This is a genomic window from Ornithinimicrobium humiphilum (genome assembly GCF_006716885.1).
Lineage (GTDB): Bacteria > Actinomycetota > Actinomycetes > Actinomycetales > Dermatophilaceae > Ornithinicoccus > Ornithinicoccus humiphilus.
In genome coordinates, this window is the sequence record NZ_VFPU01000001.1 from 1664168 (window position 1) to 1687493 (window position 23326).

24 protein-coding genes, 1 pseudogene and 2 riboswitches are annotated in these 23326 nt (G+C 72.4%); of the genes and pseudogenes, 13 read left to right on the forward strand and 12 right to left on the reverse strand.

Annotated elements, in window-relative coordinates; all coding sequences use genetic code 11:
• Positions 1–25: 25 nt before the first annotated feature.
• Positions 26–215: riboswitch (cobalamin riboswitch) on the reverse strand.
• Between the two features lie 183 nt (positions 216–398).
• Together FB476_RS07690 and FB476_RS07695 are read left to right on the forward strand one after the other, a co-directional pair.
• Positions 399–632, forward strand: coding sequence for a CbtB domain-containing protein (locus tag FB476_RS07690; protein ID WP_141818243.1), 234 nt, complete (start codon positions 399–401; stop codon positions 630–632).
• 148 nt (positions 633–780) lie between these two features.
• Positions 781–1506 carry a CbtA family protein gene (locus tag FB476_RS07695; protein ID WP_141818244.1) on the forward strand — a complete coding sequence of 242 codons (726 nt, stop codon included), beginning with the start codon at positions 781–783 and terminating at the stop codon, positions 1504–1506.
• 1 nt (position 1507) lies between these two features.
• Here FB476_RS07695 and FB476_RS07700 read toward each other — a convergent pair whose 3' ends face one another.
• The 4 genes from FB476_RS07700 to cobN are packed head-to-tail and all read right to left on the reverse strand — an operon-like array spanning position 1508 to position 8080.
• On the reverse strand, positions 1508–2233 hold the full coding sequence (locus FB476_RS07700; RefSeq protein ID WP_141818245.1) for a cobalt-precorrin-6A reductase: 726 nt from the start codon (positions 2231–2233) through the stop codon (positions 1508–1510).
• Positions 2230–3726, reverse strand: coding sequence for a cobyric acid synthase (locus FB476_RS07705; RefSeq protein WP_141818246.1), 1497 nt, complete (start codon positions 3724–3726; stop codon positions 2230–2232). The genes FB476_RS07700 and FB476_RS07705 overlap by 4 nt, the downstream gene beginning before the upstream one ends.
• Complete coding sequence (gene cobF / locus FB476_RS07710) at positions 3723–4475, reverse strand: precorrin-6A synthase (deacetylating) (RefSeq protein ID WP_202876930.1); 753 nt, start codon at positions 4473–4475, stop codon at positions 3723–3725. Before cobF ends, FB476_RS07705 begins: the two co-directional genes overlap by 4 nt.
• Positions 4472–8080: a cobaltochelatase subunit CobN gene (gene cobN / locus FB476_RS07715; RefSeq protein WP_141818247.1), complete on the reverse strand. Its 3609-nt coding sequence runs from the start codon at positions 8078–8080 to the stop codon at positions 4472–4474. The genes cobF and cobN overlap by 4 nt, the downstream gene beginning before the upstream one ends.
• A gap of 36 nt (positions 8081–8116) precedes the next feature.
• A riboswitch (cobalamin riboswitch) is annotated at positions 8117–8266 on the reverse strand.
• A gap of 73 nt (positions 8267–8339) precedes the next feature.
• On the opposite strand from cobN, the pseudogene FB476_RS07720 reads away from it, so the two are divergent.
• Positions 8340–9506, forward strand: a pseudogene (locus FB476_RS07720) (IS3 family transposase).
• Here FB476_RS07720 and FB476_RS07725 read toward each other — a convergent pair.
• The 4 genes from FB476_RS07725 to FB476_RS07735 all read right to left on the reverse strand — a co-directional run bounded on the left by FB476_RS07725 (position 9475) and on the right by FB476_RS07735 (position 11845).
• Positions 9475–9783, reverse strand: coding sequence for a hypothetical protein (locus FB476_RS07725; RefSeq protein WP_141818248.1), 309 nt, complete (start codon positions 9781–9783; stop codon positions 9475–9477). The pseudogene FB476_RS07720 and the gene FB476_RS07725 overlap by 32 nt on opposite strands.
• Before the next feature lie 253 nt (positions 9784–10036).
• The gene (locus tag FB476_RS17180; protein ID WP_337678342.1) at positions 10037–10447 is read right to left on the reverse strand and encodes a hypothetical protein; all 411 of its coding nucleotides are present in this window, start codon (positions 10445–10447) and stop codon (positions 10037–10039) included.
• Positions 10444–11034, reverse strand: coding sequence for an alcohol dehydrogenase catalytic domain-containing protein (locus FB476_RS17185; RefSeq protein WP_337678343.1), 591 nt, complete (start codon positions 11032–11034; stop codon positions 10444–10446). Before FB476_RS17185 ends, FB476_RS17180 begins: the two co-directional genes overlap by 4 nt.
• 175 nt (positions 11035–11209) lie before the next feature.
• Positions 11210–11845, reverse strand: a complete 636-nt coding sequence (locus tag FB476_RS07735; protein ID WP_141818249.1) for a hypothetical protein — start codon at positions 11843–11845, stop codon at positions 11210–11212.
• Between the two features lie 70 nt (positions 11846–11915).
• Here FB476_RS07735 and FB476_RS07740 point away from each other — a divergent pair, with 70 nt between their 5' ends.
• From FB476_RS07740 to FB476_RS17120, 4 genes are read left to right on the forward strand one after another with little or no spacing between them, the layout of a single operon-like run.
• Positions 11916–12335: an Lrp/AsnC family transcriptional regulator gene (locus FB476_RS07740; protein WP_141818250.1), complete on the forward strand. Its 420-nt coding sequence runs from the start codon at positions 11916–11918 to the stop codon at positions 12333–12335.
• A 53-nt stretch (positions 12336–12388) separates the two neighbouring features.
• Positions 12389–13342, forward strand: coding sequence for a hypothetical protein (locus FB476_RS07745; protein WP_141818251.1), 954 nt, complete (start codon positions 12389–12391; stop codon positions 13340–13342).
• Between the two features lie 50 nt (positions 13343–13392).
• Positions 13393–13686: a hypothetical protein gene (locus tag FB476_RS16435; RefSeq protein WP_170233571.1), complete on the forward strand. Its 294-nt coding sequence runs from the start codon at positions 13393–13395 to the stop codon at positions 13684–13686.
• On the forward strand, positions 13683–13817 hold the full coding sequence (locus tag FB476_RS17120) for a hypothetical protein (RefSeq protein WP_272949394.1): 135 nt from the start codon (positions 13683–13685) through the stop codon (positions 13815–13817). The genes FB476_RS16435 and FB476_RS17120 overlap by 4 nt, the downstream gene beginning before the upstream one ends.
• Before the next feature lie 14 nt (positions 13818–13831).
• Here FB476_RS17120 and FB476_RS07755 read toward each other — a convergent pair whose 3' ends face one another.
• Entirely contained in the window at positions 13832–14200 is a 369-nt protein-coding gene (locus FB476_RS07755; RefSeq protein WP_141818253.1) for a nuclear transport factor 2 family protein, read from the reverse strand.
• A gap of 34 nt (positions 14201–14234) precedes the next feature.
• A complete protein-coding gene (locus FB476_RS07760; protein WP_141818254.1) occupies positions 14235–14816 on the reverse strand; it encodes a DinB family protein in 582 nt (193 codons plus the stop codon).
• A gap of 69 nt (positions 14817–14885) precedes the next feature.
• Between FB476_RS07760 and FB476_RS07765 the strand changes: the two genes are divergently transcribed.
• Positions 14886–16184 carry an HNH endonuclease signature motif containing protein gene (locus FB476_RS07765; RefSeq protein WP_141818255.1) on the forward strand — a complete coding sequence of 433 codons (1299 nt, stop codon included), beginning with the start codon at positions 14886–14888 and terminating at the stop codon, positions 16182–16184.
• Positions 16185–16265: 81 nt separating this feature from the next.
• Here the strand turns inward: FB476_RS07765 and FB476_RS07770 are convergent, their stop codons facing one another.
• Positions 16266–17603 carry a serine hydrolase domain-containing protein gene (locus tag FB476_RS07770; protein ID WP_337678344.1) on the reverse strand — a complete coding sequence of 446 codons (1338 nt, stop codon included), beginning with the start codon at positions 17601–17603 and terminating at the stop codon, positions 16266–16268.
• Here FB476_RS07770 and FB476_RS07775 point away from each other — a divergent pair.
• Positions 17490–18050: a cytochrome c oxidase assembly protein gene (locus tag FB476_RS07775; protein WP_141818257.1), complete on the forward strand. Its 561-nt coding sequence runs from the start codon at positions 17490–17492 to the stop codon at positions 18048–18050. The two genes, FB476_RS07770 and FB476_RS07775, sit on opposite strands and share 114 nt — an antisense overlap.
• Here FB476_RS07775 and FB476_RS07780 read toward each other — a convergent pair.
• Positions 18047–19144 (reverse strand): aromatic acid exporter family protein, encoded by a 1098-nt coding sequence (locus FB476_RS07780; RefSeq protein ID WP_141818258.1) that lies wholly within the window; start codon positions 19142–19144, stop codon positions 18047–18049. The genes FB476_RS07775 and FB476_RS07780 overlap by 4 nt on opposite strands.
• Before the next feature lie 128 nt (positions 19145–19272).
• Between FB476_RS07780 and FB476_RS16950 the strand changes: the two genes are divergently transcribed.
• Genes FB476_RS16950 through FB476_RS07805 form a run of 4 tightly spaced genes read left to right on the forward strand, consistent with a single transcriptional unit; the run spans position 19273 to position 23294 of the window.
• On the forward strand, positions 19273–20409 hold the full coding sequence (locus FB476_RS16950) for a UdgX family uracil-DNA binding protein (RefSeq protein ID WP_238329609.1): 1137 nt from the start codon (positions 19273–19275) through the stop codon (positions 20407–20409).
• Between the two features lie 47 nt (positions 20410–20456).
• A complete protein-coding gene (locus FB476_RS07795) occupies positions 20457–21047 on the forward strand; it encodes an ArsR/SmtB family transcription factor (protein WP_141818260.1) in 591 nt (196 codons plus the stop codon).
• A 1-nt stretch (position 21048) separates the two neighbouring features.
• A complete protein-coding gene (locus FB476_RS07800) occupies positions 21049–22326 on the forward strand; it encodes an MFS transporter (RefSeq protein WP_141818261.1) in 1278 nt (425 codons plus the stop codon).
• A 56-nt stretch (positions 22327–22382) separates the two neighbouring features.
• On the forward strand, positions 22383–23294 hold the full coding sequence (locus FB476_RS07805) for an aminotransferase class IV (protein WP_141818262.1): 912 nt from the start codon (positions 22383–22385) through the stop codon (positions 23292–23294).
• The last annotated feature ends 32 nt before the right edge of the window (positions 23295–23326 follow it).

The following is a 23326-nucleotide window of genomic DNA, read 5'->3' on the forward strand; positions in this document are numbered from 1 at the left end:
GGATCTTTCTCCAAGGACCTCGTTGGATACGAAACGCGCCGTGGCCGGTCTCCTGGCTCGCGCATCGCCGTCCTGCGACCGACCTTCCCAGGTGTGTGCACCCAGTGGTCCCGACACCGGAGTGTCGGTGAGGTCGCGGAACTCCGCGCTCACAGTGGCGAGGGCCGCGCCGGTCTTCCACCGGCTTCCCGTGCACCACGGCACCTGCAACCTATCACTCCGTGGGTCGGCGTCATCAGGGGGCGGCACACCGCCTACGCTGGCCCCAGCAAATGCCATGGAAGCCGGTGTGAGTCCGGCACAGCCGCGCTGTTGTGACACCGTCCTCGGAGGGTGAAGTCAGACCCGGGCGTTCGTCCATCCCACATCACCTGGGCGCAGAACGCTGAGGAGGAAACATGTCGCACACTGTTGCCACGCCGCTTCCCGGCGCCACGGCCATTCCCGCCGTCGAGATCCCGACGGTTGACCTTCGTGAGCTCGCCCCGTGGGCGCTGTTCGCTGGGCTGCTCGGCCTCCTGGTTGTCTTCCGCGTCAGCGCCGACCAGGGTGCGGTCTCGCTCTTCGCCGGCACCGCTGTGCACGAGTGGGCCCACGACGGTCGTCACCTTCTCGGCTACCCCTGCCACTGATCTCCTCGAGGGATCTGGGCTGTTGAGCCTGCGCCGTCCGTGAGGCGGTCTCCCTTCCCGACCCCTGCGCCGATCACGGCGCTGGGACGTCGGTGTGCCGTGCAGCGTGCGTGGCGAATTCGACGGCTACAGAAAACTGGGATCTCACGTGAGTGCACGTACTTTCCTGGTCCGCGGCCTTCTCGCGGGTCTCATCGGCGGCATCGCGGCCCTCGGCGTGGCCTTCACGGTTGGCGAGCCGCCGATCGACACCGCCATCGGGTGCGAGGAGGCGGCAGTGGAGCCTCCCGCTGAGCCCGCCGCGGATGAGGCGCACACCCATGCCGAGGGTGATGCCGTCCACACGCACGCCGCGGCCGACACGGAGGAGGGCCACACCCACTCGCACGGCAACGAAGAGGAGGGCGGCATCACCCGCACCACCCAGAAGACCTGGGGCCTGGCCACCGTGACGATCGCCATCGGCGTCGCTCTGGGCGGGATCACCGCCCTCATCGCCGCCGCCGTTGCCGGGCGTCTGGGACGGCTGACGGTCGTCGGTTCGACCGCGCTGGTCACCGCACTCGGCTCCGTCGCCTACGCGCTGATGTCCATCGTCGCGATGGTCGCAACGGTGTTCCTGGACCGCTGGCTCGTCGCCGCACGTGGTGCGTGGACCGGTGTCGTCGTGGCCGGGGTCGCCTACGTCATCGTGGTCACCGTCGCGGCACTCGCCATGCCGACAGTCAACGAGCTCGGCGACTTCCCCGCCTACGTGCTGTGGGAGTTCTGGATCTCCTCGGTCCTCACCCTGGCCGCGCTCTGGGGCACCCTGGGCGTGGCCCTGACGTGGCTGCTCGAACGGGTCGACACCACCGCGAATGCGGTCGCCTGAGTCAGCGGTGCGACAGCACCCACTCAAGAGCCGGGCCCACCGCGTGCACGACCTGCGCGCGGGGGTCCGGCTCCGGTCGTTCGACGACGACCACAGCGACGCCGAGCTGCGCAGCGGCCTGCAACTTCGGCCAGGTGTACGTGCCGCCGGAGTCCTTGGTGACCAGGACGTCGCTGCCGTGCTCCCGCATCACCTCGAGGTCACCCTGAAGCGTGTACGGCCCGCGGCTGGTGAGCAGACGCCACGGCGCGGGGAGCTCCATGTCGGGGGCATCAACAACCCGGGCCAGCACCGGAGCCTGGCCCAGGTTGGGCACGAACCGGGCCAGTTCCTGTCTGCCTACGGTCAAGAAGGGACGTTGCCCCAGCGTTGCCGCCACCTGCGCTGCCTCGGCATGCGAACGGACGTAGGACCACGCGGGGTCGCGCTCCCAGCCCGGACGCTCGAAGCGCAGCAGCGGGACCTGCTCGACCGTGCAAGCCTCGACCGCGTTGGCGCTCATGCCGCGGGCGAACGGGTGGGTGGCGTCGACCACCAGGTCGTAGACGGCCAACGCGGCTCGCAACCCTGCGACGCCGCCGAAGCCGCCGATGCGGACCTGTCCCACCGGCAGACGAGGCCGGGCCACGCGACCGGCGAGCGACGAGGTGACGTCCACCCCGGTCTCCACCAGCAGGCGGGCCAGGTCGCGCGCCTCCGCGGTGCCACCGAGCAGCAGGACCTTCATCGTGCACCTTCCTGGGGGAGTGCGGGGACGGTGAGCACCGGCAGCGAACCAGGCGCTCCGTCACGGGCCAGTGCCAGCAGCATCTCGACGTCGAGATGCTCCTCGACGAGGTCGGCGAGGAGCTCCATCCGGCGCTCCCGGGCAGCCGGGAAGCTGGCGCCGGAGGGGGCCAGAGCGGCGACCTCGGCGAGGAAGGCAGCCCGGAAGGCGTCCCCCTCCAGGCTGCCGTGCCACATCGTGCCGAACACCTGACCGGAGCGTGCCCCGCCGAGGAACTCCTCAGCGCCTGCGTCGCGGCTGATCCGCCCGTGATGGATCTCGTAGCCGGCCGTGGCCGCACCGAGCGCCTCGCCAACGGGCAGGCGCAGCGCCTTCTCCAGGGCGAACCTGGTGGTCACGGGGAGCAGGCCCAGCCCATCGGCGTGCGCACCGACGGCCCCCTCGACGCCGTCGGGGTCGCTCACCGTGCGGCCGAGCATCTGGAAGCCACCGCAGATCCCGAGCACCGGACGTCCCGCCGCGGCGTGGGCCGTGATCGCGGCGTCGAGGCCGCGCGAGCGCAGCCAGGCGAGGTCGGCGAGCGTGGCGCGCGTACCCGGGAGCACCACGAGGTGAGCGTCGGCGAGGTCACGCGGGTCGGAGACGAAGACGACGTCGAGGTCCGGCTCGAGACCCAGGGCGTCGACGTCGGTGAAGTTGCTGATCCGGGGGAGCCGTACGACCGCGACCCGCACCCGAGCGCCGTCCCTGCTGCGGCGACCCTCCAGGTCGAGGGCGTCCTCGGAGTCGAGCCACAGGTCGGGGTGCCACGGCAGCACCCCGTGCACGGGCCGACCGGTCATTCGCTCCAGCTGGTCCAGGCCCGGGCGCAGCAGACCGGGGTCGCCGCGGAACTTGTTGACCACAAAGCCAGCCACCAGCGCCTGGTCCGCCGGCTCCAGCAGCGCCAGGGTGCCGAACATCGAGGCGAAGAGGCCGCCCCGGTCGATGTCGCCGACCAGCACGACCGGCAGGTCAGCGTGGCGGGCCAGGCCCATGTTGACGTAGTCGCTGGAGCGCAGGTTGATCTCGGCCGGGCTGCCCGCACCCTCGGCCACCACGACGTCGAAGCGCGCGGCGAGGGCATCGTACGCGGCGTGCGCCGCCGCGGCCAGGTGCCGTCGCCCGGTGGCGAAGTCGGTGGCGGAGACCTCCCCGGCGGGGTGCCCCATGACCACGACGTGGCTGCGTCGGTCGGAGCCGGGCTTGAGAAGGACGGGGTTCATGGCGGGCTCGGGAGTCACCCGGGCGGCGAGGGCCTGGACCCACTGCGCCCGGCCGATCTCGGCGGTGCCTCCCGCGGGGTCCTGGCAGACCATGGAGTTGTTGGACATGTTCTGCGCCTTGTACGGCGCCACCCGGACCCCGCGGCGCGCGAACGCTCTGCACAGTCCGGTGGTCACCACCGACTTGCCGGCGTCCGACGTGGTGCCGGCCACCAGCAGCCCGCTCACGCGTCGCCCTCCGGCCCTCGTAGTAGGTAGACGTCCATCACCCAACCGGCGAGTTCTCGGGCTCGGGCGCGGGCCTCGCGCACCTGCGGCAGGACGTGGCGGACCGTGCCGGCCACCAGCTGTTCGCCGTCCGAGCCGAGGTTGGCGCCCCACCAAATGTTCCAGCCGGGGAGCTCCTCGAGCTGGTCGAGGCTGGCCTCGGAGCCAAGCATGACCAGCACGTTGCGCTGGCCCGCAGCGACGGTGTCGCGCAGGCGACGGGCAGTGGTGACGTGCACTGGCGTGCCGACCGGGTGCAGCACGATGCGGTGCCGGGCGGCCAGCAGCTGGGGGGCGCTGATGCCGGGCACGACGTCCCAGGTGAGGCCGGTCAGGCGGGGGTCGGCCGACATCCCCTCGACCACGCGCAGGGTCGAGTCGTACAGCGAGGGGTCGCCCCACACCAGGAAGGTCGCCCGTCCACTCCGCTCGGCCACCGCGTCGGCGAACGCCGCCACCCGGGCGGCGTGCCAGTCGCGCACTGCGGCGGGGTAGTCGCTCGGGTCGTCCCGGTCACGCTGCGGGTCGGGCACCTCGACCAACTCGACCTCGAACTCCTGGCAGATCGCGCGGCGCACCTGCAGCAGCTCGTCGTCCTCGTGCTTGCGGACGGCGAGCACGTAATCGGTGTCCAGCAAGGCGCGGACGGCGTCCCGGGTCAGGTGGTCGGGACCCGTGCCGAAGCCGACGACGTGCAGGTGGGCACTCACGCCTCGTCCTCCAGGTCCCCCTCGACCTCGAGGTACACCTTCTGCAGCTGCGACAGCGTCTCCGGGTCGGGCTCCGCCCACAGACCACGCTCGGCGGCCTCGTGCAGCCGCTCGACGATGCCGCGCAGGGCCCACGGGTTCGAGGTACGCAGGAACGCTTGGTTGGTCTCGTCCAGCACGTACGAACTGGCGAGCGACTCGTACATCCAGTCGTGGACGACCCCGGCGGTGGCGTCGAACCCGAACAGGTAGTCGACGGTAGCTGCGAGCTCGAAGGCGCCCTTGTAGCCGTGGCGCTGCATCGCCCCGATCCAGCGGGGGTTGACCACGCGGGCCCGGAAGACGCGGTTCGTCTCCTCTTGCAGCGAGCGAGTCCGGACGGCGTCGGGGGAGGACGAGTCGCCGACGTAGGCCTTCGGGTCGGAGCCGGTGAGAGCCCGCACGGTGGCCACCATTCCGCCGTGGTACTGGAAGTAGTCGTCGGAGTCCGCGATGTCGTGCTCAGTGCTGTCCACGTTCTTCGCAGCCACCTTGATCCGTCGGTACGCGGTGCGCATGTCCTCGGCCGCGGCGACTCCGTCCAGGCCTCGGCCGTATGCGAAACCGCCCCACGCGGTGTACACCTCGGCGAGGTCCTTGTCGTCGCGCCACGAGCCCGACTCGACCACCTGGAGGATGCCCGCCCCGTAGGAGCCGGGCTTGGAGCCGAAGATGCGGGTCGTGGCCCGGCGCTCGTCCCCGTGCTCAGCCAGGGCGGCCCGGCTGTGGGCGCGGACGAAGTTCATCTCGTCCGGCTCGTCCAAAGCGGCGACCAGTTGCACCGCGTCGTCCAGCATCGCCACGACGTGCGGGAAGGCGTCGCGGAAGAAGCCCGAGATGCGGATGGTGACGTCGATGCGCGGCCGGCCGAGCTCGGCCAGGTCGATCACCTGCAGGTTGTTCACCCGGCGGGACATGTCGTCCCAGTCGGGGCGGACGCCGAGCAGCGCGAGCACCTCGGCGACGTCGTCACCGGAGGTGCGCATCGCGCTGGTGCCCCACACCGACAGGCCGACCGAGCTCGGGTACTCGCCGGTCTCGTCCAGGTAGCGCTGCACGAGGGACTCGGCCATCGCCTGACCGGTCTGCCAGGCGAGGCGCGAGGGGATGGCGCGGGGGTCGACGGTGTAGAAGTTGCGGCCGGTCGGCAGCACGTTGACCAGGCCGCGCAGCGGCGAGCCGGACGGGCCGGCGGGCACGTAGCCACCCTCGAGGGCGTGCAGCAGCACGTCCATCTCGTCGGTCGTGCTAGCCAGGCGCGGCACCACCTCGGTGGCGGCGAAGCTCAGCGCGGCCCTCACGTCGGCGTCCTCGTGGAGCAGGGGCACCACTGTGGGGTCCCAGTGCGCTGCGGCCAAGGCCTCTACGAGACCTCGTGCCTCGGCCTCGGAGGCGTCCACCTGCGCGGTCGAGGCGCCATCGCAGAGGCCGAGTGCTGCCCGGAGCCCGGGGACGGCGTTGCCGACCCCGCCCCAGACCTGCGAGGCGCGCAGCACCGCGAGGACCAGGTTCACCAGGGCCTCGTCGGAGGGTGCCTGACCCAGGACGTGGAGCCCGTCGCGGATCTGGACGTCCTTGATCTCGCACAACCAGCCGTCGACGTGCAGCAGGAAGTCGTCGAACTCCTCGTCGCCGGGACGCTCGTCGAGACCGAGGTCCCGGTGCATCTCGGCGGCCTTCATCAGCTGCCAGATCTCCCCACGGATCGCGGGCAGTTTGGCCGGATCCATCGCGGCGATGTTGCCGTACTCGTCTAGCAGCTGCTCGAGGCGGGCGATGTCGCCGTACGTCTCGGCGCGCGCCATCGGCGGGATCAGGTGGTCGACGATGGTGGCGTGGGCGCGTCGCTTCGCCTGTGCCCCCTCGCCGGGGTCGTTGACGAGGAACGGGTAGAAGAGGGGCAGATTGCCTAGTACCGCGTCGGTGCCGCACTCGGCGGAGAGCGCCGCGTTCTTGCCCGGCAGCCACTCCAGGGAACCGTGCTTGCCGACGTGCACGACGGCGTGCGCGCCGAAGCCGCCGGACTCCGGGGACTCCTCCAACCAGCGGTAGGCCGCCATGTAGTGGTGGGTCGGGGCGAGGTCGGGGTCGTGGTAGATCGCCACGGGGTTCTCGCCGAAGCCGCGGGGCGGTTGGATCATGATGACCACGTTCCCGGCGACGAGCGTGGCGATCACGATCTCACCAGCGTCGTTGACGAAGAGGGAACCAGGAGCCTCGCCCCACGCCGCGGCCATGGAGGCGCGCAGGGCCTGCGGCAGGTGGGCGGTCCAACGACGGTACTGCTCGGCGTCGATGCGCACGTGCGCGTCGGTGAGCTGTCCGGACGTCAACCACTCCTCGTCCTGCCCACCTGCGGCAATCATCGCGTGGATCAGGGTGTCGCCCGCCTGGGTGTCGTCCTCGAGGTCGAGGCCCGGTACGGCGCCGGGGCCGCCCAGGTCGTACCCGGCGTCACGGAGCCGTCGGAGCAGACGGATCGTGGAGACCGGGGTGTCCAGCCCGACGGCGTTGCCGATACGGGAGTGCTTGGTCGGGTACGCCGACAGGACGAGTGCGACCTTCTTCTCCGCGTTCGGGACGTAACGCAGTCGCGCGTGGTTGACCGCGATGGCGGCCACGCGGGCACAACGCTCGGGATCGGCGACGTAACGGGGAAGGCCCTCGTCGTCGATCTCCTTGAAGGAGAACGGTGCGGTGATGATGCGCCCGTCGAACTCCGGAATGGCGATCTGGTTCGCGGAGTCGAGCGGCGTGACTCCGTCGTCGTTGGCTTCCCACTCCCCACGGCTGCTGGTCAGGCACAGTCCCTGGAGGACGGGGATGTCGAGGGCGGCGACGCGCTCGACGTCCCAGGTTTCGTCGTCGCCGCCGGCACTGACCGAGGCCGGAACGCTGCCGCCGGCGGCCAGGACGGTCACCACGACGGCATCGAGCTGGCCGAGGGCGTCGAAGAGTTCGTCGGGGGCGCTGCGAAGCGAGCCGGCGAAGATGGGTACGCCCACGGCCTGACTGGTGGCGTCGACGGCGTCCGCCAGGGCGTGCGCGAAGGCGGTGTTCCCGCTGGCCTGGTGGGCGCGGTAGTAGAGGATGCCCACCTTCGGCAGCGAGGGGTCGGAGGGTGCGCCTCGCTCGGCGAAGCCCCATGACGGCACGACCGCCGGGGGCTCGAAGCCTTCGCCGGTGAGCAGGACGGTGTCGGAGAGGAATGCGTGCATCTGGGCCAGGTTGGCCGGCCCGCCCTCGGCCAGGTAGCGGTGCGCCTCGGTCGCGACGCCGATCGGGACGGTGCTGAGCTCCATCAGCTCGGCGCTGGGCTGTTGCTCACCGCCGAGCACGACCAGCGGTGTGCCGGTGGCGCGGACGGCCGCCAGCCCCTCCCACAGGTCGTGGGGCGAGCCCAGTTGACGTACGACGACGAGGTCGGCGCCCTCGAGGGCCGCATGGAGCTCGCTGCTCGTGCTGCGCGACGGGTTGGCGAGCGCGAAGCTCGCGCCGCTGGCCCGGGCCGAGAGCAGGTCGGTGTCGGACGTGGAGAGCAGGCAGACGTGTGCGGACGCGGCCATTGCCGAGTTCCTCCTCCGGGGTTCTCGCCCCGTGTAGCGGTCGGATTCGTCCATGGCCAGTGTCTGGCTTCGAGCACGTGTGCTCGGTCACAGTGGCGGAACCGCCCCGGAGTCTCACCGGGTTCCTGCGCCGTGGATCGTCAGCAGCCTACGGGAGGACGGCGGACCTGAAGCAGCCGGTCTAGCTGTAGGGACTGCTGCACGGGTAGGTGACATCTGATCTGTGACGCTTGGAGGCGTCGCTGGAAGGATGTGCACCGTGCCCAAGCCCTATCCCCAGGAGTTCCGTGACGACGTCGTGAACGTCGCTCGGAGTCGTGAGCCTGGACAGACGATCAAGCAGATCGCGGCCGACTTCGGCATCGCCGAGTCGTGTCTGCGCAACTGGATGCGCGCGGCCGACGTCGCCGACGGTGCCCGGCCCGGGACCACCGCGGCCGAGAACGCCGAGCTGCGCGAGGCCAAGAAGCGGATCCGGTTGCTGGAGCAGGAGAACGAGGTCCTGCGCCGCGCCGCGGCCTACCTGTCCCAGGCGAACCTGCCGGGAAAATGATGTACCCGCTCGTCCGCGAGCTGGCCGGCGACGGGATCCCCGTCACGGTGACGTGCCGGGTGCTCAGGATCGCTCGCCAGCCCTACTACCGGTGGCTCGCGGACCCGGTCACCGATGCCGAGCGGGCGGCCGCCTACCGCGCCAACGCCCTGTTCGACGCGCACGAGGACGACCCCGAGTTCGGCTACCGGTACCTGGCCGACGAGGCCCGCGACGTTGGTCAGGACATGTGCGAGCGGACCGCGTGGCGACTGTGCTCACAGAACGGCTGGTGGTCCGCCTTCGGCAAGAAGCGCGGCAAGAACGCCCAAGTTGCCCGGGCCTCCGGTGCACGACGACCTGGTCGAGCGCGACTTCACCGCGCAGGCACCGAACCGGCTGTGGCTGGCCGACATCACCGCGCACCGCACGGGCGAGGGCAAGCTCTACCTGTGCGCCGTCAAGGACGTCTTCTCCAACCGGATCGTGGGCTACTCGATCAGCGACCGGATGAAGTCACGCCTGGCCGTCGACGCACTCAACAGTGCCGTCACCCGGCGCGGTGACGTCGCCGGCTGCATCCTGCACACCGATCGAGGGTCCCAATTTCGCAGCCGGAAGCACGTCCGCGCCCTGCACCGCCACGGCATGGTCGGCTCCATGGGCAAGGTCGGCGCAGCCGGCGACAACGCCGCCATGGAGTCCTTCTTCGCCCTGCTCCAGAAGAACGTCCTGGACCGCCGCACCTGGACCACGCGCCAGGAGCTGCGCATCGCGATCGTCACCTGGATCGAGCGCACCTACCACCGACGCCGCCGGCAGGAGGCCCTCGGCCGGTTGACCCCCATCGAGTACGAGACCATCATGACCACACCGGCCGCTCACGCAGCCTGACCCCCCTGTCACCTACCCGTGCAGCAGTCCCCTCCTCCAACCGGCGGACCTGGGCCTTGAGCCTCTTGATCTCGGCCAGCTCCTCGCCGGTGGCGCCCTGGCGTTGCCCGCCATCGATCTGGGCCTGGACAACCCAGCGGCGCACGGTCTCCTTGCCCAGGCCTTCCCGGCGGGCGGCGGCCTCAGCGGCCGCGGTCAGCGAGGAGTACTCGCCCTGGTGCTCCAGCACCAGGCGCACGCACCGCTCCTTGACCTTCGGATCGATCTTCTTCGGCACGAACTGCATCCTTCCAACTCACAAGGATGCCGCACCAAACCTGGGGCGCTTCACTCGAAGGATCACGCGGTGGCCGCGTCTACGTCCAAGCCAGGGACGGTCTCGGCGACCGCGCTACACCACTATGCGGGACTCAACCTCATCCTTGGGGTTGACCGATAAATCCCAGTGGTTCTCACCAACCTCATGAGTACGCCATACCCGTGGATGGACGGTGGGAGGCCGGCACCACGCGGCTGTACGAGCTCTCCGCTCAGGGCACGAGGACGGCCGCACCCTCGTAGGCATCTGCGGCGAGATCGCGCAGGGTGTCGTCAGCCTCGACGAACCGGCGGGCCGTGACCGTCGGGTCGAGCCCGAGCGTGACGGCGAGCGTGAGAAGTTCCTCGCCGTCGGCCCTGGTGTTGGCCGTGACGCTCCGCAGCTCCTTCTCGTAGAAGAGCTCGCGCTCGTAGACCAGCGGCGGGACGTCGGTCAGGTGGATCCCGGCGACGACGGCGATCCCGCCACGATCCAGGGCGCGCAGCGCCGGTGGCACCAGGTCACCGACCGGGGCGAACAGGATCGCGGCGTCCAGCGGCTCCGGGGGAGCGTCGGCAGCGCCGGTCACGGAGGCCGCCCCGAGCCGCAGAGCCAGCTCCTGGGCCCGGGGCGAGCGGGTCATGACGTGGACGACCGCGCCCTGTTTGATGGCGATCTGGGCCACCAGGTGGGCGGAGGCGCCGAAGCCGTAGATGCCCAGCCGCCCGCCGGGTGGCAGCTGCGCCCGCTTGAGCGCCCGGTAGCCGACGATGCCCGAGCACAGGAGGGAGCGGCGCGGGGGGCCTCGAGGTGCTCCGGTATGCGGTAGGCGAACGCCTCGTTTACCACGGCGAGCTCGGCGTAGCCGCCGTCGGCGTCCCACCCGGTGAAGTTCGCGCGCGGGCAGAGGTTCTCGGCCCCGCTCCGGCACCAGCGGCACCGGCCGCAGGTGCCGCGCAGCCAGGCGATGCCGACCCGGTCACCGACGGCGAACCGGTCGCAGCCCGGACCGAGGGAGTCGACCCGTCCGATCACCTCGTGCCCGGGCACGGTGCCGGGGCGGCGGGGCTGCAGGTCGCCCTCGGCCAGGTGGAGGTCCGTGCGGCAGACACCGCAGGCCTCGACCCGCACCCGGACCTGGCCCGGTCCCGGGATGGGGTCGGGCATCTCGACCATGCGCAGCGGCCCTTCGCCGATCGGCCGCGGCTCCGCGACGATCCACGCCTTCACATCCTCATCCTGGCACGCGGACGAGATGGTCGGCAGGTCCCGACGAGCGCGCCAGCAGGAAGCGGTGCCGATCTGTCGCAGGCGCGGCACGGCGAGCACGACCACGGCCGCGAGGGACGCTTCTGCGCTGCTCCCGCGACCCTGGTGGTAGCGCCCCTTTCGTGGGGGTTCGACCTCAGACCAGGGCGCCGACGACCAGCCCCGCCCCCAGCAGGGCCACCACCCCGTTGCCGACGACGCTGGTGACGCGGCGGGCGCGTGTGCCGCCGCGCCACCCAAGGGCCGCCCCGAGGGCGACGAGGAGCAGCTGCCAGGCCGACGAGGCGACCGCCACTCCGAGCACGAAGAGCGCCCCGGTGCCCACGGACCCGACCACCGAGGTCAGCCCGGTGACGATCGCGGCGAAGTAGACGAGCGTGGCGGGGTTGACGGCCGTCAGGCCGACGAACAGGGCGAAGCGGCCCCACGCCTGGCCTGTGGCGACATCGGCGCCCGCCCGGTTCGGTGACGCCGACGAGGAGGAGCGCAGCCGCAGCAGTCCTCGCGCCGCGAGGGCCACGAGCAGGAGCCCACCCACCACCTGGGGCCAGGGGGAGATGCCCTCGACGAGAGGGGCCAGGGCCGCGCCCGCCATCACCGCGCCCAGGGAGTATGCCGTGTCCACGGTGGCCACGGCCGCGGCGGCGGGTGCACCGCGCCGCCAGCCGCGGGTCGTGCCCTCCTGCACGAGGAGGACGCCGATCGCGCCGAGGGGGACGGCGACGGCGAGCCCGGCGGCGAGGCCCGCACCCAGGGCGACGAGATGCTCCATACCCGGAAGTGTGGGTGCGCTTCTGCAGGGGGCGCGACAACCTCGCAGTCGACCTGGGAGGATGCGCAGCATGGACGCCCAGGACGAGAAGATTCTCGGCATCCTCCGGGTGGAGGGCCGTGTATCGTTCAGCGAGATCGGCAGGCAGGTCGGCCTGAGCACCAACGCCGTGGCGGCCCGCGTGCGCCGGATGGAGCGGGACGGCGTCATCGCGGGCTACCAGGCGGTGCTGGGCTCGGAGGCGTCCGTCGGGGCCACCGGGCTCGAGGCGTTCATCGACGTCAGGCTGCAGCCCGACCAGGACTCAGAGGAGTTCCTCGCCTGGTCACGGGGGCAGCGGGCGGTGGTGGACGCGGTGCACGTCACCGGGCCCTACGACTACCTGCTGCGGGTGCGGACCAGCGACACCCGCGCGCTCGACGCGCTGCTGCGCGCGCTGAAGAAGGACGGCGGCGCCGCTCAGACGCAGACCAGGCTCGCGCTGCGCTGAGGCCCGGACGTTCGAGTTCGTCGTCAACCGACGTCGTGGCGCAGGATGGACCGGTGACGTCCTCCCTCCCCGCCCCGGCCGCGACCGACCGCCCGGGGGAGGAGGGCAACGGTCGACGGACTCGCGTGCACGCCGTGTGCGCACCGCCCTACGGGCGCAACCCCGGCATGAGCACGGTCGACCTCGGCCTCGCCCGGGTGGCGGAGCACCTGGGGCCCGACGTCGACGTGCGCTGCTGGCGCCTCTGGGACGACGGCGAGTGGCGCAAGCCCGCCGGGCGGACCCGCGTCGTCGGCCCCGCCCTGGTCAACGACGTCGACTCGGGACTCGACTACTCGCTCGTGCGCGGTCGCGAGGACGAGCTGGCCGACTGCGACGTGCTCCTCTACTGGGGCGACTTCCACCACATGGCCCCCTACCAGCGGTCGACCGTCGAGGTGCTGACCTCGGAGCTCGCGGCTCCGCTCGACCCGATCGAGGCGGCGGCCGTCGCCCGGCGCGTCCTGCTGCAGGAGGGCGCCGACGCCGATCTGCGCTCCCGGACGCTGTCCTACGGGACGACGCTGTCGCTCAACGCCGCCGAGGACTACCGGGGCGACTACGGGGACCTGCTGGGAGGCTTCGTGCGTGGGGCGCGTCAGGTCTGGTTCCGCGACCCCTACTCCGCCGGGGTCGCCGGGACCCTGCGCGGCGACGCGGCTGGTCACCACGGGGTGGACGCCGCGGTGCTGGCCGGCGTGCTGCCGCATACCCCTGGGAACGGTGCGCTCGAGGTCTTCCTGGGGAGATCCTCGGTGCTCCCCGAGGAGATCGCGCTCCTGGGTCGCGCACTGGCACGCGAGACCGGCACCGACCCGCGGTGGTTGCCGTGGGGCAAGGGACCGGCCTTCGCCCCGATCGGTATGCAGCCGCGCTTCCGTCGGGGGGCGCCGCCTCCGCCGAGGCCCACGAGGAGCTGCCGCTGCCCGAGCTGCTCGACCGCGTCCGCGACGCCTCGCTCGTCCTGACGGACACCTACCACCTGGCCGTCAACGCCTGGCGGCTCGGCACCCCGGCGGTGCTGCTCGCCCCGGGTGGCGGGATCGCCGCGGACGTCAACGGTGGCTCGGCGACGAGCTATCGCGACAAGCGACGTGACCTCTACTCGCAGTGGGAGGCGTTGCCCCTGCTCCTCGACCTGCGCGCCGCCCGGTTCCGCCAGGGTGCGGAGGCGCGACGCCTCGCAAAGCACCTGGCGACCCCGGACCTGCTCGACGTGACGTGGGGGCGCGTGCGCGCGCTGGAGCAGCAGGCGCTCGACACGCTGAGGGTTGCCGTGGGGGACAGGTCCCTGGCTAGGGTCAAGGGATGAGAGTCCAGCTCTGGCACGTCGTCGTGCTGCTCGTCCCGGTGCTCCTCGCCCTGGGGCTCTATCTGGTGGTGCGGACCGGCGCCCGTCACGGCGCCCGCGACGCCCGTCGGGAGGGCGACGCCGGCGTCTAGTCGACGTCGGGGCCTCAGGGGGCCCGTGTCCCTGGTGGGGGAGCCTGACCGACGTCGGTCCACACCTCGGTGAGCTCTCTGACCAGGCCGTCGGTGACGCGCGCGAAGGACGCCACCTGGAAGCGTTGTTGCCGTCCCTCGCTCTCGCCGATCACCAGGCACCGCGACACGGCGCGGTCGCCCGCGCCGACGAGGTCCTCCACGACCATGTGCTGGAAGCCGGGGTAGTCGGCGTTGAGTCGGACCCACCCCGCCTTGTCGAAGGTCTCGCCGGTGTGGACCAGGTCGCAGGTGAAGTCGTCGGCGAGCAGCTGCTCGAGGGCGGTCCAGTCGTGGGCGTCGATGACCTCGCACAACCTGTGGAGCGTGGTGGGAGCGTCCATCTCGCCACGGTATGCCGTGCCGGGCCCGGTGCGCTCATGCCCGGGCCGCGCGTGCCTGCGCCTCGAGGTGCTCCACGTGCCGACGCCAGCGCTCGGCGTCACCCTCGCTGAGGTTGGAGAAGGACGGCTGGAGACCGGCCGCCCCGTCGATCGTCTCCCGCAGGATGTCGGCGTGGCCCGCATGACGATGCGTCTCGGCCACGACGTGGGTGAGGACCGCACCCACCGACGTGGAGCGGCGTTCGGGCGGCCACGGAGGCACCTCGACGGGCGCGTCGGCGCCGAGTCGACGCACGGTGGCGTCGGAGTTGACCCAGATCCTGCGGTAGGCGTCGAGCACGGTCGCGGCGTCCTGGTCCGGGCTGACCCAGAAGTCGGCGTCCGGTGTCTCGTCCTCCCATCTTCGGGGGAGGTCGAGGGGCGAGCCGAGCAGGATCCCGAGGTAGCCGTGCTCGGTCAGCGCCACGTGCTTGACGAGCCCGAGGAGGTTGGTGCCGGTCGGTGTCAGAGGGCGGCGCATGTCGTAGGGGCTCAGGCCCTCGACCTTCCAGACGAGGGCGTCTCGCGCGCGCTGCAGGTAGGACAGGGAGACCTCGACGGGCTGGTAGGACGTCATGGTTGGCAGGATGCCAAGGGACCGGCGTGTCTTCGAGGGTCTGTCGGTGTTCGAACATATGATCGAGGTATGCAGCAGCCGTTGGGGACGGTGCGGCCGCCGAGGGGGACGGAGTCGGCGGCCGGTGACTCCTGGCTGCGGGCCGATCGGGCGTGGCTGCCCAGAGACCTCCCGGTTGACGTAAGCCGGCCGGAGCTGGTGCAGGACGACCTGGTCGTGGAGTCGTTGGGGTGGATCTCCCGCGCGGTGTCAGACCTGGAACGCTCCCGGCTGGTGATGGCCACCGAAGCCGTCGACCGCGGACTGCACCTGGCCGAGGGGTTCACGGTCGTGGACTGGCTCGCGCTGAAGTGCCCCGACCTGGAGCGGCGCGCCCTGATGGACCTGGCCCGGTTGGCGCAGGCCGGCCGTGAGCCGGTCCACGCCCCGCTGATCGAACGCGTCAAGGACGGACAGTTGTCGATCGCGCGGGCGGCGAGGCTGCACCGGGCGCTGCAGCGGGTCCGGCCGGGCATGCCTCCGGAGGAGTACGCCGCCGCGGTCGAGCTGCTCGCCAAGGCCGGGTCCGACCCGGTGTTCGACGAGAAGGACATCTCCCGGATGGTGGACCGGTTGGTCGCGTCCTGCGTGGACGAGCGGGACCACGAGGCGAAGGCCCGCAAGAAGCACGCGATGCGGGGGATCCACGAGTCGAGCCTGGCCGACGGGTCGGTGAAGCGGTGGATCATCACGTTCGGCGACGACGCCGACTACGAGGCCGCCAAGGCGATCATCGACTCGCCCTTGGCGGCGCCGGCGTCGAAGGAGGAGCAGGACGCCACCGGTGAGCTGGACCTGCGGACGGCGACCCAGCGCAGGTACGACGCGTTCGTCACGGTCCTGCGCCGAGGGGTGGCCGGCACGCAAGGTCAGCCGACCACCCCGAAAGCCACCCTGATGGTGACGCTCGACTTCGAGACGCTCAAGCGGCAGCTGTCCGAGACCGGCGGTCACCTGCCCGGTGTCGGCGCCACCCTGGCCGGGGTGCCGTTACGGGCGGAGGCGATCCGCAGACTCGCGTGCGAGGCCGACATCATCCCCGTCGTCCTCGGCGGACCATCGGAGATCCTCGACCAGGGCAGACGCAAGCGCCTCGTCACCCCCGCACAACGCGTCCGGCTCGCGGCACGGGACCGGGGCTGCACGATCCCCGGGTGCACCGTGCCCGCCACCTGGTGCGACGCCCACCACGTCGTCCCCTGGGCGCGCGGCGGGCGATCAGACCTGAGCAACTACGCCCTGCTGTGCCCGAGGCACCACACCTTCGTGCACGACCGGGGCCTCACCGCCACCGTGACCGAGCTCGGGGTCCGGTGGCACCTGAGATGACCCCGCCCCGAGCCCGGCCCCAACAGGCCGGGCGATAAGGCATGTCCGCGGGACGAGGCGTGCCCAGCCCGAGGGCGTCCCTCAGCCGTCCTCGAGGCGCCGCAGGAGCGCGAGGGCGTCGTCGTCCACGGGAGAGAGGGCGAGCGCGCGCCGGACGAGCGACAGCGCCAGGTCGAGTCGCCCGTCGACCTCGTGCGCCCAGGCGGTGGTGAGCCACGCCCGGGCGGAGCGTGGCTGCGCCGACGTCCACAGGTCGAGCAGCGGCCGGGCCAGGTCCGTGCGGTGCAGCTCGATCAGCCCCCACACGCCCTCCTCCAGGTCCTCGTCGTCGAGGTCGAAGCTCGGCGGGTGCTCCGTCTCCAACGCCCGGTAGCGGTCCACGGCGGCCACCACCCCGTGCGCGGAGAGCACCGGGCCGAGCGCCACCCCCACCGGAGGGAGGGGGACGTCCTCCCGCTCGAGGCCGAGCAGCACGTCGACCGCCGCCCGGGCCGTGGCGAAGACTGGTGCGGTGTTGGCGTCGACCAGGACGCACACACCCATGCCCCGCTCGGGCACGAGGACGAGCAGGCTCTGGAATCCCGGGTCGCTGCCGGGGTGCCCGACCACCCGCTGCCCCCGGTGGGTGCCGACGAACCAGCCCAGCGCCATCCGGTCGAAGAGTCCCTCGCCGGCGGGGACCCGTGGCTCGTGCAGCAGCGCCTGCCCCGCAGGGTCCAGCAGTCCCGGGCCATGACCCAGGTGGACCCTCATCCAGCTCGCCAGCTCCTCGCCGCTGCTGTGCAGGCTCGAGCTGGGCGCGTGCTGGCGGGTGTAGGGGTAGACCCCCCGCACCACCTGCGGCGGCAGCCCGAGGTGCGGGCGGGCGCGCAGGCGGTCGGGCAGCTCCGCGGGGGAGAACGTGCTGGCCGGCATCCGGGCGGGCCGCAGCACACCCTCGGCGAGGCAGTCCTCGAAGGGCTGGTCCTCGAGGACCGCCAGCAGGTGGCCCAGGACCTCGAAGCCGGCGTTGGAGTAGGCGAACCGCTCGCCCGGCGCGGTCTGCAGCGGCCACCCCGCAACCGTCCGCACGTGGCGCTCGAGGGCGCCGGCGTCCGTCTGCGGCTCGTGCCAGCCGTAGTCGGGAACGTCCCCGAGGCCCGAGGTGTGCGACAGCAGGTGGGCCACCGTGATCTCCTGCGCGCGCGGGTCGGCCCACGACACGTCGGGCAGGTATGCCGTGACCGGTGCGTCCAGCTCCAGACGGCCCTGCCCGACCAGCCGCAGCATGGCGGTGGCCACGGCCGTCTTGGACACCGAGGCCAGGTGGAAGAAGGTGCCCGGCGTCACCGGCTCACCGGTGCGGCGGTCCCGGGTGCCGAGGGCGAGGGTCGCTACGTCGCCGTCACCGTCCACGACCGTGAGCACGAGGCCGGGCACGTCCCAGGACCTCACGACCTGCCGGCCACCGCGGTGGTGCTGAGCGCCGGCGGGCTGTGGGTCCTCTACGCCACGCCGCTCTACGGTCTCACCACCACCAGCCCCACCGCATACACCTTCGTGCTGGTGCACCTGCTCCTCTCCGGCGCGCTGCTCGCCTGGGTGCTGGCCGGCCCCGACCCGGCGCCGCACCGCCCCGGCACCACGCCGCGCCTGGTCGCGCTCCTGGTCTCGGCGGCGGCGCACGCCGTCCTGGCCAAGCGGCTCTACGCCCGGGCGGGGGAGTGGCCGCCGGCCGCCCACGGCTCCGTCGAGCGCGGGCAGGAGGCGGCGCAGCTGATGTACTACGGAGGCGACGTCGCGGAGCTGCTGCTCGCGGCGCTCGTGCTGCGGGCCTGGTACGTGCGGGCGGCGCCGCGGGCCGTCCCGGCCGCCGCGGCCTGCTAGGCGGGCCGGCAGTCCTCGGGGTCGACCTCGGCGACGTGGCGCGCGAAGGTCTCCAGGCAGTCGTTGATGGTCACGGCCAGGGCCCCGAGCAGGACGTCGTCCAGACCGTCACCGGTGGCCTCGCGGGTGCAGGCCAGCATCTCCTCGAGCTCGTGCTTGGTCTCGCCGAAGATCTCGGGCTCGCACTGGGCCTTCTCGGGATCGGCGAAGATCGCCGAGGCCCGGCGCATGGCCCGCACCGCGTGCAGCCGCGCCGAGATACCGGCCCGGTCCTCCGGCGCGCTGGACTGGGCCATCACCACGCCGACCGCCATGAGGGTGGCCGAGCAGCGGTTCACCGCCTCCGCACGGTCCAGGATCGCCTCGCGGCGCTCGGTGTGCAGCCGGGCGCGCGGGTTGCCCTTCTCGGCGCGCCGGGCGTCGATGATGGCCGACCGCAGTCGCGTCTGCACGTCCTCCAGCGCGACCACGTTGGCGTGCATCTCGTCGCCGCGCCTGTCCGCGGCGTCGGGGTCGTCGCGGTTGCGGCGCTGGTCCTCGAGCAGGTCGGCGTAGTTGGCCATCTGCCTGGACAGCAGGGTGAGGGTCTCGTCGGCGGCCGGCTCGATCTCGTCCTCGCCGAGCGGGGCGAAGAGCAGGGCGTTCACGAGCGCCCCGACGATCGCGCCCAGCGGCAGCTGCACGAGGTAGCCGAGCGCCATCGGCTCGGGGTTGGCGCCGCCGGCCGCGAGGACGAAGAGGCCGGCCAGTGGCGCCCAAGTCCCGTGCAGCCCGAAGACCCGGATGGAGCCGAGCAGGAAGCACAGGGCGATGGTCACGGCCACCGTCACGGAGTTGGCCCAGGAGATGCTCTGCGCGGCGATCGCGACGGCGACCCCGACGCCCACGGCGCCGGTGACCTGGAAGGTCTCCTTGATCGAGTCGGCGACGGCGAGGCCGACGACGGTGAAGGCGCCGAGCGCCGCGTAGTACTTGTACTCGTCGATCGGCGGGGGGAGCAGGGAACCGAGGTAGTAGGCCAGGCCGCACGCGACGGCACCCTTGAGGGCCACCTTGATCACGCGGGCGCCCAGCATCGCCAGCAGGGGGGACATCCGGACACCGTCCCACGAGACGCCGGCCGTCGCACGGCAACCCTTCCGGGCCGGTGGCGTCCGACGTCGCGCTGAGCTGTGCCCGGGCGCACGATGAGGGGAACGACAGACCGGGAGCGAGGTAGGACGTGGACGACGAGGTGACGGACGCCGGACCCTGGGTGCCACGCCGGCCCACCGTGCGCGGGCTGCGACGGGCAGCGCAGGACTGCCGCGGGTGCGAGCTGTGGGAGGACGCGACCCAGGCCGTGCTGCTGGAGGGGTCGGCCGCCGCCCGCATCGTGCTCGTGGGGGAGCAGCCCGGTGACCGGGAGGACCGGCAGGGCGAGCCCTTCGTCGGCCCCGCCGGACAGGTGCTCTCGGACGCCCTGGTGCAGGCCGGGCTGGACCGGTCCGAGGTCTACCTGACCAACGCCGTGAAGCACTTCCGCCACCGCGAGACGGGGAAGCGGCGCATCCACCAGGCGCCGGAGCTGAGGCACCTCGTCGCCTGCCACCCGTGGCTGGAGGCGGAGCTGACCGTGGTCGACCCCGACGTGGTGGTCTGCCTGGGAGCCTCCGCCGGCCGGGCGGTGCTCGGCCGGCCGGTCCGGATCGGGGCCGAGCGTGGCACCGTGCTGGAGGGGCCGGACGGACGCGCCACCGTGATCACCACCCACCGTCCGCGGTCCTGCGCCGGCGGGCGCACGGCGGCTACGAGGAGCTGGTCGCCGACCTGCGCACCGCTGGCGCGGCGGGGGTCCCTGAGCGGCCGTCCCGATCGGCGCGCGTCGACCGTGACGCGCTCCTACGATGCAGCGATGACGCGCATCGCAGACCTCGCCGAACAGCTCGCCGACCTCGCCCAGCGCCGCGGCCTGACCGTGGCCGCGGCGGAGTCCCTGACCGGGGGAGCGGTGTCCTCGGCCATGGCCGCCGGCCCCGAAGCCAGCGAGTGGTACCGGGGCGCCGTGGTCGCCTACTCGCCCGGGGTGAAGTTCGAGGTGCTCGGCGTCACGCCCGGTCCGCTCGTGACGGCCCGGTGCGCCGAAGAGCTGTCGACGGGCGTGGCCCGGCTGCTGGGCGCCACCGCCGCCGTGTCCACGACCGGGGTCGGCGGCCCGGACCCGGAGGAGGGCGAGGAGCCGGGCACCCTCTACATCGGGGTGACGGTGCCCGACGGCACGAGCACCTACCGGGTGGAGCTCGACGGCCCGCCCGAGGAGGTCGTCGAGCGGTCGACCGAGCGGGCCCTGGAGCTGCTGATCGAGGCGCTGAAGGAGTAGCCCACGGCATACTAAAGAAGTCTTGCTAAAGGAGTCTTGAGTATGTAGTGTCCACTTCCGTGGACCCGTTGCGCATCTCCGACCCCGAGCGCATCCGCGCGCTCGCCCATCCCGTCCGGCTGGCGCTGCTCGACGTCCTGCGCGACGTCGGCGAGGCCACGGCGACCGAGTGCGCCGAGCGGGTGGGGGAGTCGGTGGCCAGTTGCTCCTTCCACCTGCGGATGCTGGAGAAGTACGGCTACATCGAGCGGGCCGAGCAGCGCGGGCGCGAGAAGCCGTGGCGGGTCCGGCACGCCGGCGCGGCGATGGACGCCCGGCCCGACCCGGAGGTGCCCGGCTCGCTGCACGCGGTGCAGGAGCTCGCGGCGCTGACGGTCGCCCGCGAGGCCGAGCGCGTCACCCGCTTCCTGTCGGCGGCCGACACCGAGCCCGAGGAGTGGCTGCAGGCCATCACGATCTCGACCGGAGGGTTCTGGGCGACGGCCGAGGAGCTGCGCAGCCTCAGCGAGCAGGTCCAGCACCTTCTCGACCGGTTCGCCGGCCGCTCGGACGACCCGTCGAAGCGGCCGGAGGGCGCGCGTCACGCCCGCCTGTTCGCGGCCGTCAACCCCGACCCGCTGCCCTCCGAGGAGCGCTGAGATGGCCGCCCCCGCTCCCGTGACCACGGCCGGCGCGACGCGGTGGCACCGCCGTCGCCCTGCCGCCTGGGTGCACCCGGCCTTCCGCCGGCTGACCCTCGCCTGGCTCTTCACCAACCTCGCCGACAGCGCGCTCTACCTCATGGTCGCGGTCTGGGTGAAGGAGCTCAGCGGCTCGGACGGCGCGGCCGCGATGGTCTTCGTCATGCTGGGGCTGCCGGCCATCATCGCGCCCGTGCTGGGGCAGGTCGCCGACCGCTTCTCGCGGCGCCGGCTGCTCGTGGTCTCCAACGTCCTCGTCGCCGGCGTCGTGGCCACCCTGGTGCTCGTCGACTCGGCCTCGTGGCTCTGGCTGCTCTACACCGTGATCGTCGTCTACGGGGCGATGGGCTACCTCAGCGCCGCGGCCCAGGCCGGTCTGGTCCGCGACATCCTGCCCGACGAGCACCTGGCCTCGGGCAACGGCCTGCTGACCTCCGTCGACCAGGCGCTGCGGCTGATCTCGCCGGTCCTCGGCACCGGCCTCTACGCGCTCGTCGGCCCACGCTCGGTCGTGGCCCTGACGGTGGTCTGCTTCCTGCTGACCGCCCTGGCGCTCATGACCCTCAAGGTCGTCGAGTCGCCGCCGGAGCCGGCGTCCGAGCGGGGCGGCTACCTCCACGAGGTCTCGGCGGGGTTCCGGCACCTGGTCCGCACCCCGGGCCTGGGGCGGCTGACGCTGCTCCTGGGGCTGGTGTGCGCCGCGACCGGCCTGGTCAACGCGGCCGTCTTCCCCGCCCTCGAGCAGGGGCTCGGGCTGCCGGCGTCGGCGCTCGGCGCCCTGGTGAGCATGCAGGGCATCGGCGCGGTGACCGGTGGGCTCTCCTCGGCCTGGGCGATCGGCCGCTGGGGGGAGGCGCGCACCTTCGCCGCCGGCGCGGGGCTGCTCGCCCTGGGCTTCCTGCCGGTCCTGGGCACGAGCACCGTGCTCGTGGGGGTCGGTCTGGTCGTCCTGGGCTTCGGGGTGACGTGGGCGGTCGTGGCCTTCATGGTCCTGCGTCAGCGCCTCACCCCGCCCCGGCTGCAGGGCCGCACCAACGCCGCCGCCAACGTCGCGGTCAACCTGCCGCAGACGGCGACGACGGCGGTCGCGGCGGCCGTCCTCGCCGTCGTCGACTACCGCATCCTCGTGGCCGTCACGGTCGTGGCCACGGCCATCGCGGCCCTCGCCGCGCTCCGACGCACGCCCGAGCCCAAGGTCGCGACGGACCAGGCGGGGGAGCCGACCGTCCCCGGGTGAGCGGGAAGCGCCACCGGTCGTCGGGTGCCTCCGGGCGGAATGGCACAGTGTGACCCATGGCAGACGGCAGTGCGCAGGTGCGGGTGTGGGTCGACGGCCGGATCGTGGGCGACGAGCCCGCCTTCTCCGCCCTCGACCACGGCATCACGGTCGGTGACGGCGTCTTCGAGACCGGCAAGGTCGTCGACGGCGTGCTCTTCGCCGCCTCCCGCCACCACGCCCGGATGGAGCGCTCCCTCGCCGGGCTCGGGCTCCCGGCCCTCGACCGGGAGCGCCTGCAGGAGGGGATCGACGCCGTCCTCGCCCTGGGGCCGCTGCCCTTCGGTCGGCTGCGCTACACCGTCACGGCCGGCCCCGGGCCGCTGGGGAGCGACCGCACGCCCGGGCGTGCGACATACCTCGTCACCGCCTCGGAGGTGCCGCACCCGCCCACGGAGACCTCGGTCGCCGTCGTGCCGTGGGCCCGTAACGAGGTGGGTGCCCTCGCCGGGCTGAAGACCACCTCCTACGCCGACAACGTCGTGGCCCTCGCCGCGGCGAAGCGCGCCGGGGCCGCCGAGGCGCTGCTGCCCAACACGACCGGTGCGCTGTGCGAGGGGACGGGCTCCAACGTCTTCGTGGTCGTCGACGGGGTGGTGCTGACCCCGTCGCTGGCGAGCGGACCGCTGGCCGGCGTGACCCGTGAGCTGACGATCGAGTGGCTGCGCGACGAGGGGGTGGACGTCGTCGAGGACGTGCTGCCGATGACGATCCTCGACGACGCCGACGAGGTGTGGATCACCTCGAGCGTGCGCGACGTCTGCGCGGTGACCCGCATCGAGGTCTCCGGGCCGGCGACGCTCGGCACCGGCGTCACCCTTCCCGCGCCGACCGTGACCCCGCGCGTCGTCGGGGACGGCCCCGGGCCGATGGCCCGCTTCGCCCAGGACGTCTTCGCCCGTCGCAGCGCCGCCGACATGGACCCCTGACCCTCGATTTCGCACGTCGGGGCGAGGCCGGT

Coding starts and splice junctions, on each gene's coding strand:
- FB476_RS17120 (WP_272949394.1), top strand. CDS start 13,683: ATGAGAGTCCAGCTCTGGCACGTCGTCGTGCTGCTCGTCCCGGTGCTC.
- FB476_RS07755 (WP_141818253.1), bottom strand. CDS start 14,200: ATGGACGCTCCCACCACGCTCCACAGGTTGTGCGAGGTCATCGACGCC.
- FB476_RS07765 (WP_141818255.1), top strand. CDS start 14,886: ATGCAGCAGCCGTTGGGGACGGTGCGGCCGCCGAGGGGGACGGAGTCG.
- FB476_RS07805 (WP_141818262.1), top strand. CDS start 22,383: ATGGCAGACGGCAGTGCGCAGGTGCGGGTGTGGGTCGACGGCCGGATC.
- FB476_RS07780 (WP_141818258.1), bottom strand. CDS start 19,144: ATGTCCCCCCTGCTGGCGATGCTGGGCGCCCGCGTGATCAAGGTGGCC.
- FB476_RS17180 (WP_337678342.1), bottom strand. CDS start 10,447: ATGACCCGCTCGCCCCGGGCCCAGGAGCTGGCTCTGCGGCTCGGGGCG.
- FB476_RS07735 (WP_141818249.1), bottom strand. CDS start 11,845: ATGGAGCATCTCGTCGCCCTGGGTGCGGGCCTCGCCGCCGGGCTCGCC.
- FB476_RS07740 (WP_141818250.1), top strand. CDS start 11,916: ATGGACGCCCAGGACGAGAAGATTCTCGGCATCCTCCGGGTGGAGGGC.
- FB476_RS07700 (WP_141818245.1), bottom strand. CDS start 2,233: ATGAAGGTCCTGCTGCTCGGTGGCACCGCGGAGGCGCGCGACCTGGCC.
- FB476_RS07800 (WP_141818261.1), top strand. CDS start 21,049: ATGGCCGCCCCCGCTCCCGTGACCACGGCCGGCGCGACGCGGTGGCAC.
- FB476_RS07690 (WP_141818243.1), top strand. CDS start 399: ATGTCGCACACTGTTGCCACGCCGCTTCCCGGCGCCACGGCCATTCCC.
- cobN (WP_141818247.1), bottom strand. CDS start 8,080: ATGGCCGCGTCCGCACACGTCTGCCTGCTCTCCACGTCCGACACCGAC.
- FB476_RS07760 (WP_141818254.1), bottom strand. CDS start 14,816: ATGACGTCCTACCAGCCCGTCGAGGTCTCCCTGTCCTACCTGCAGCGC.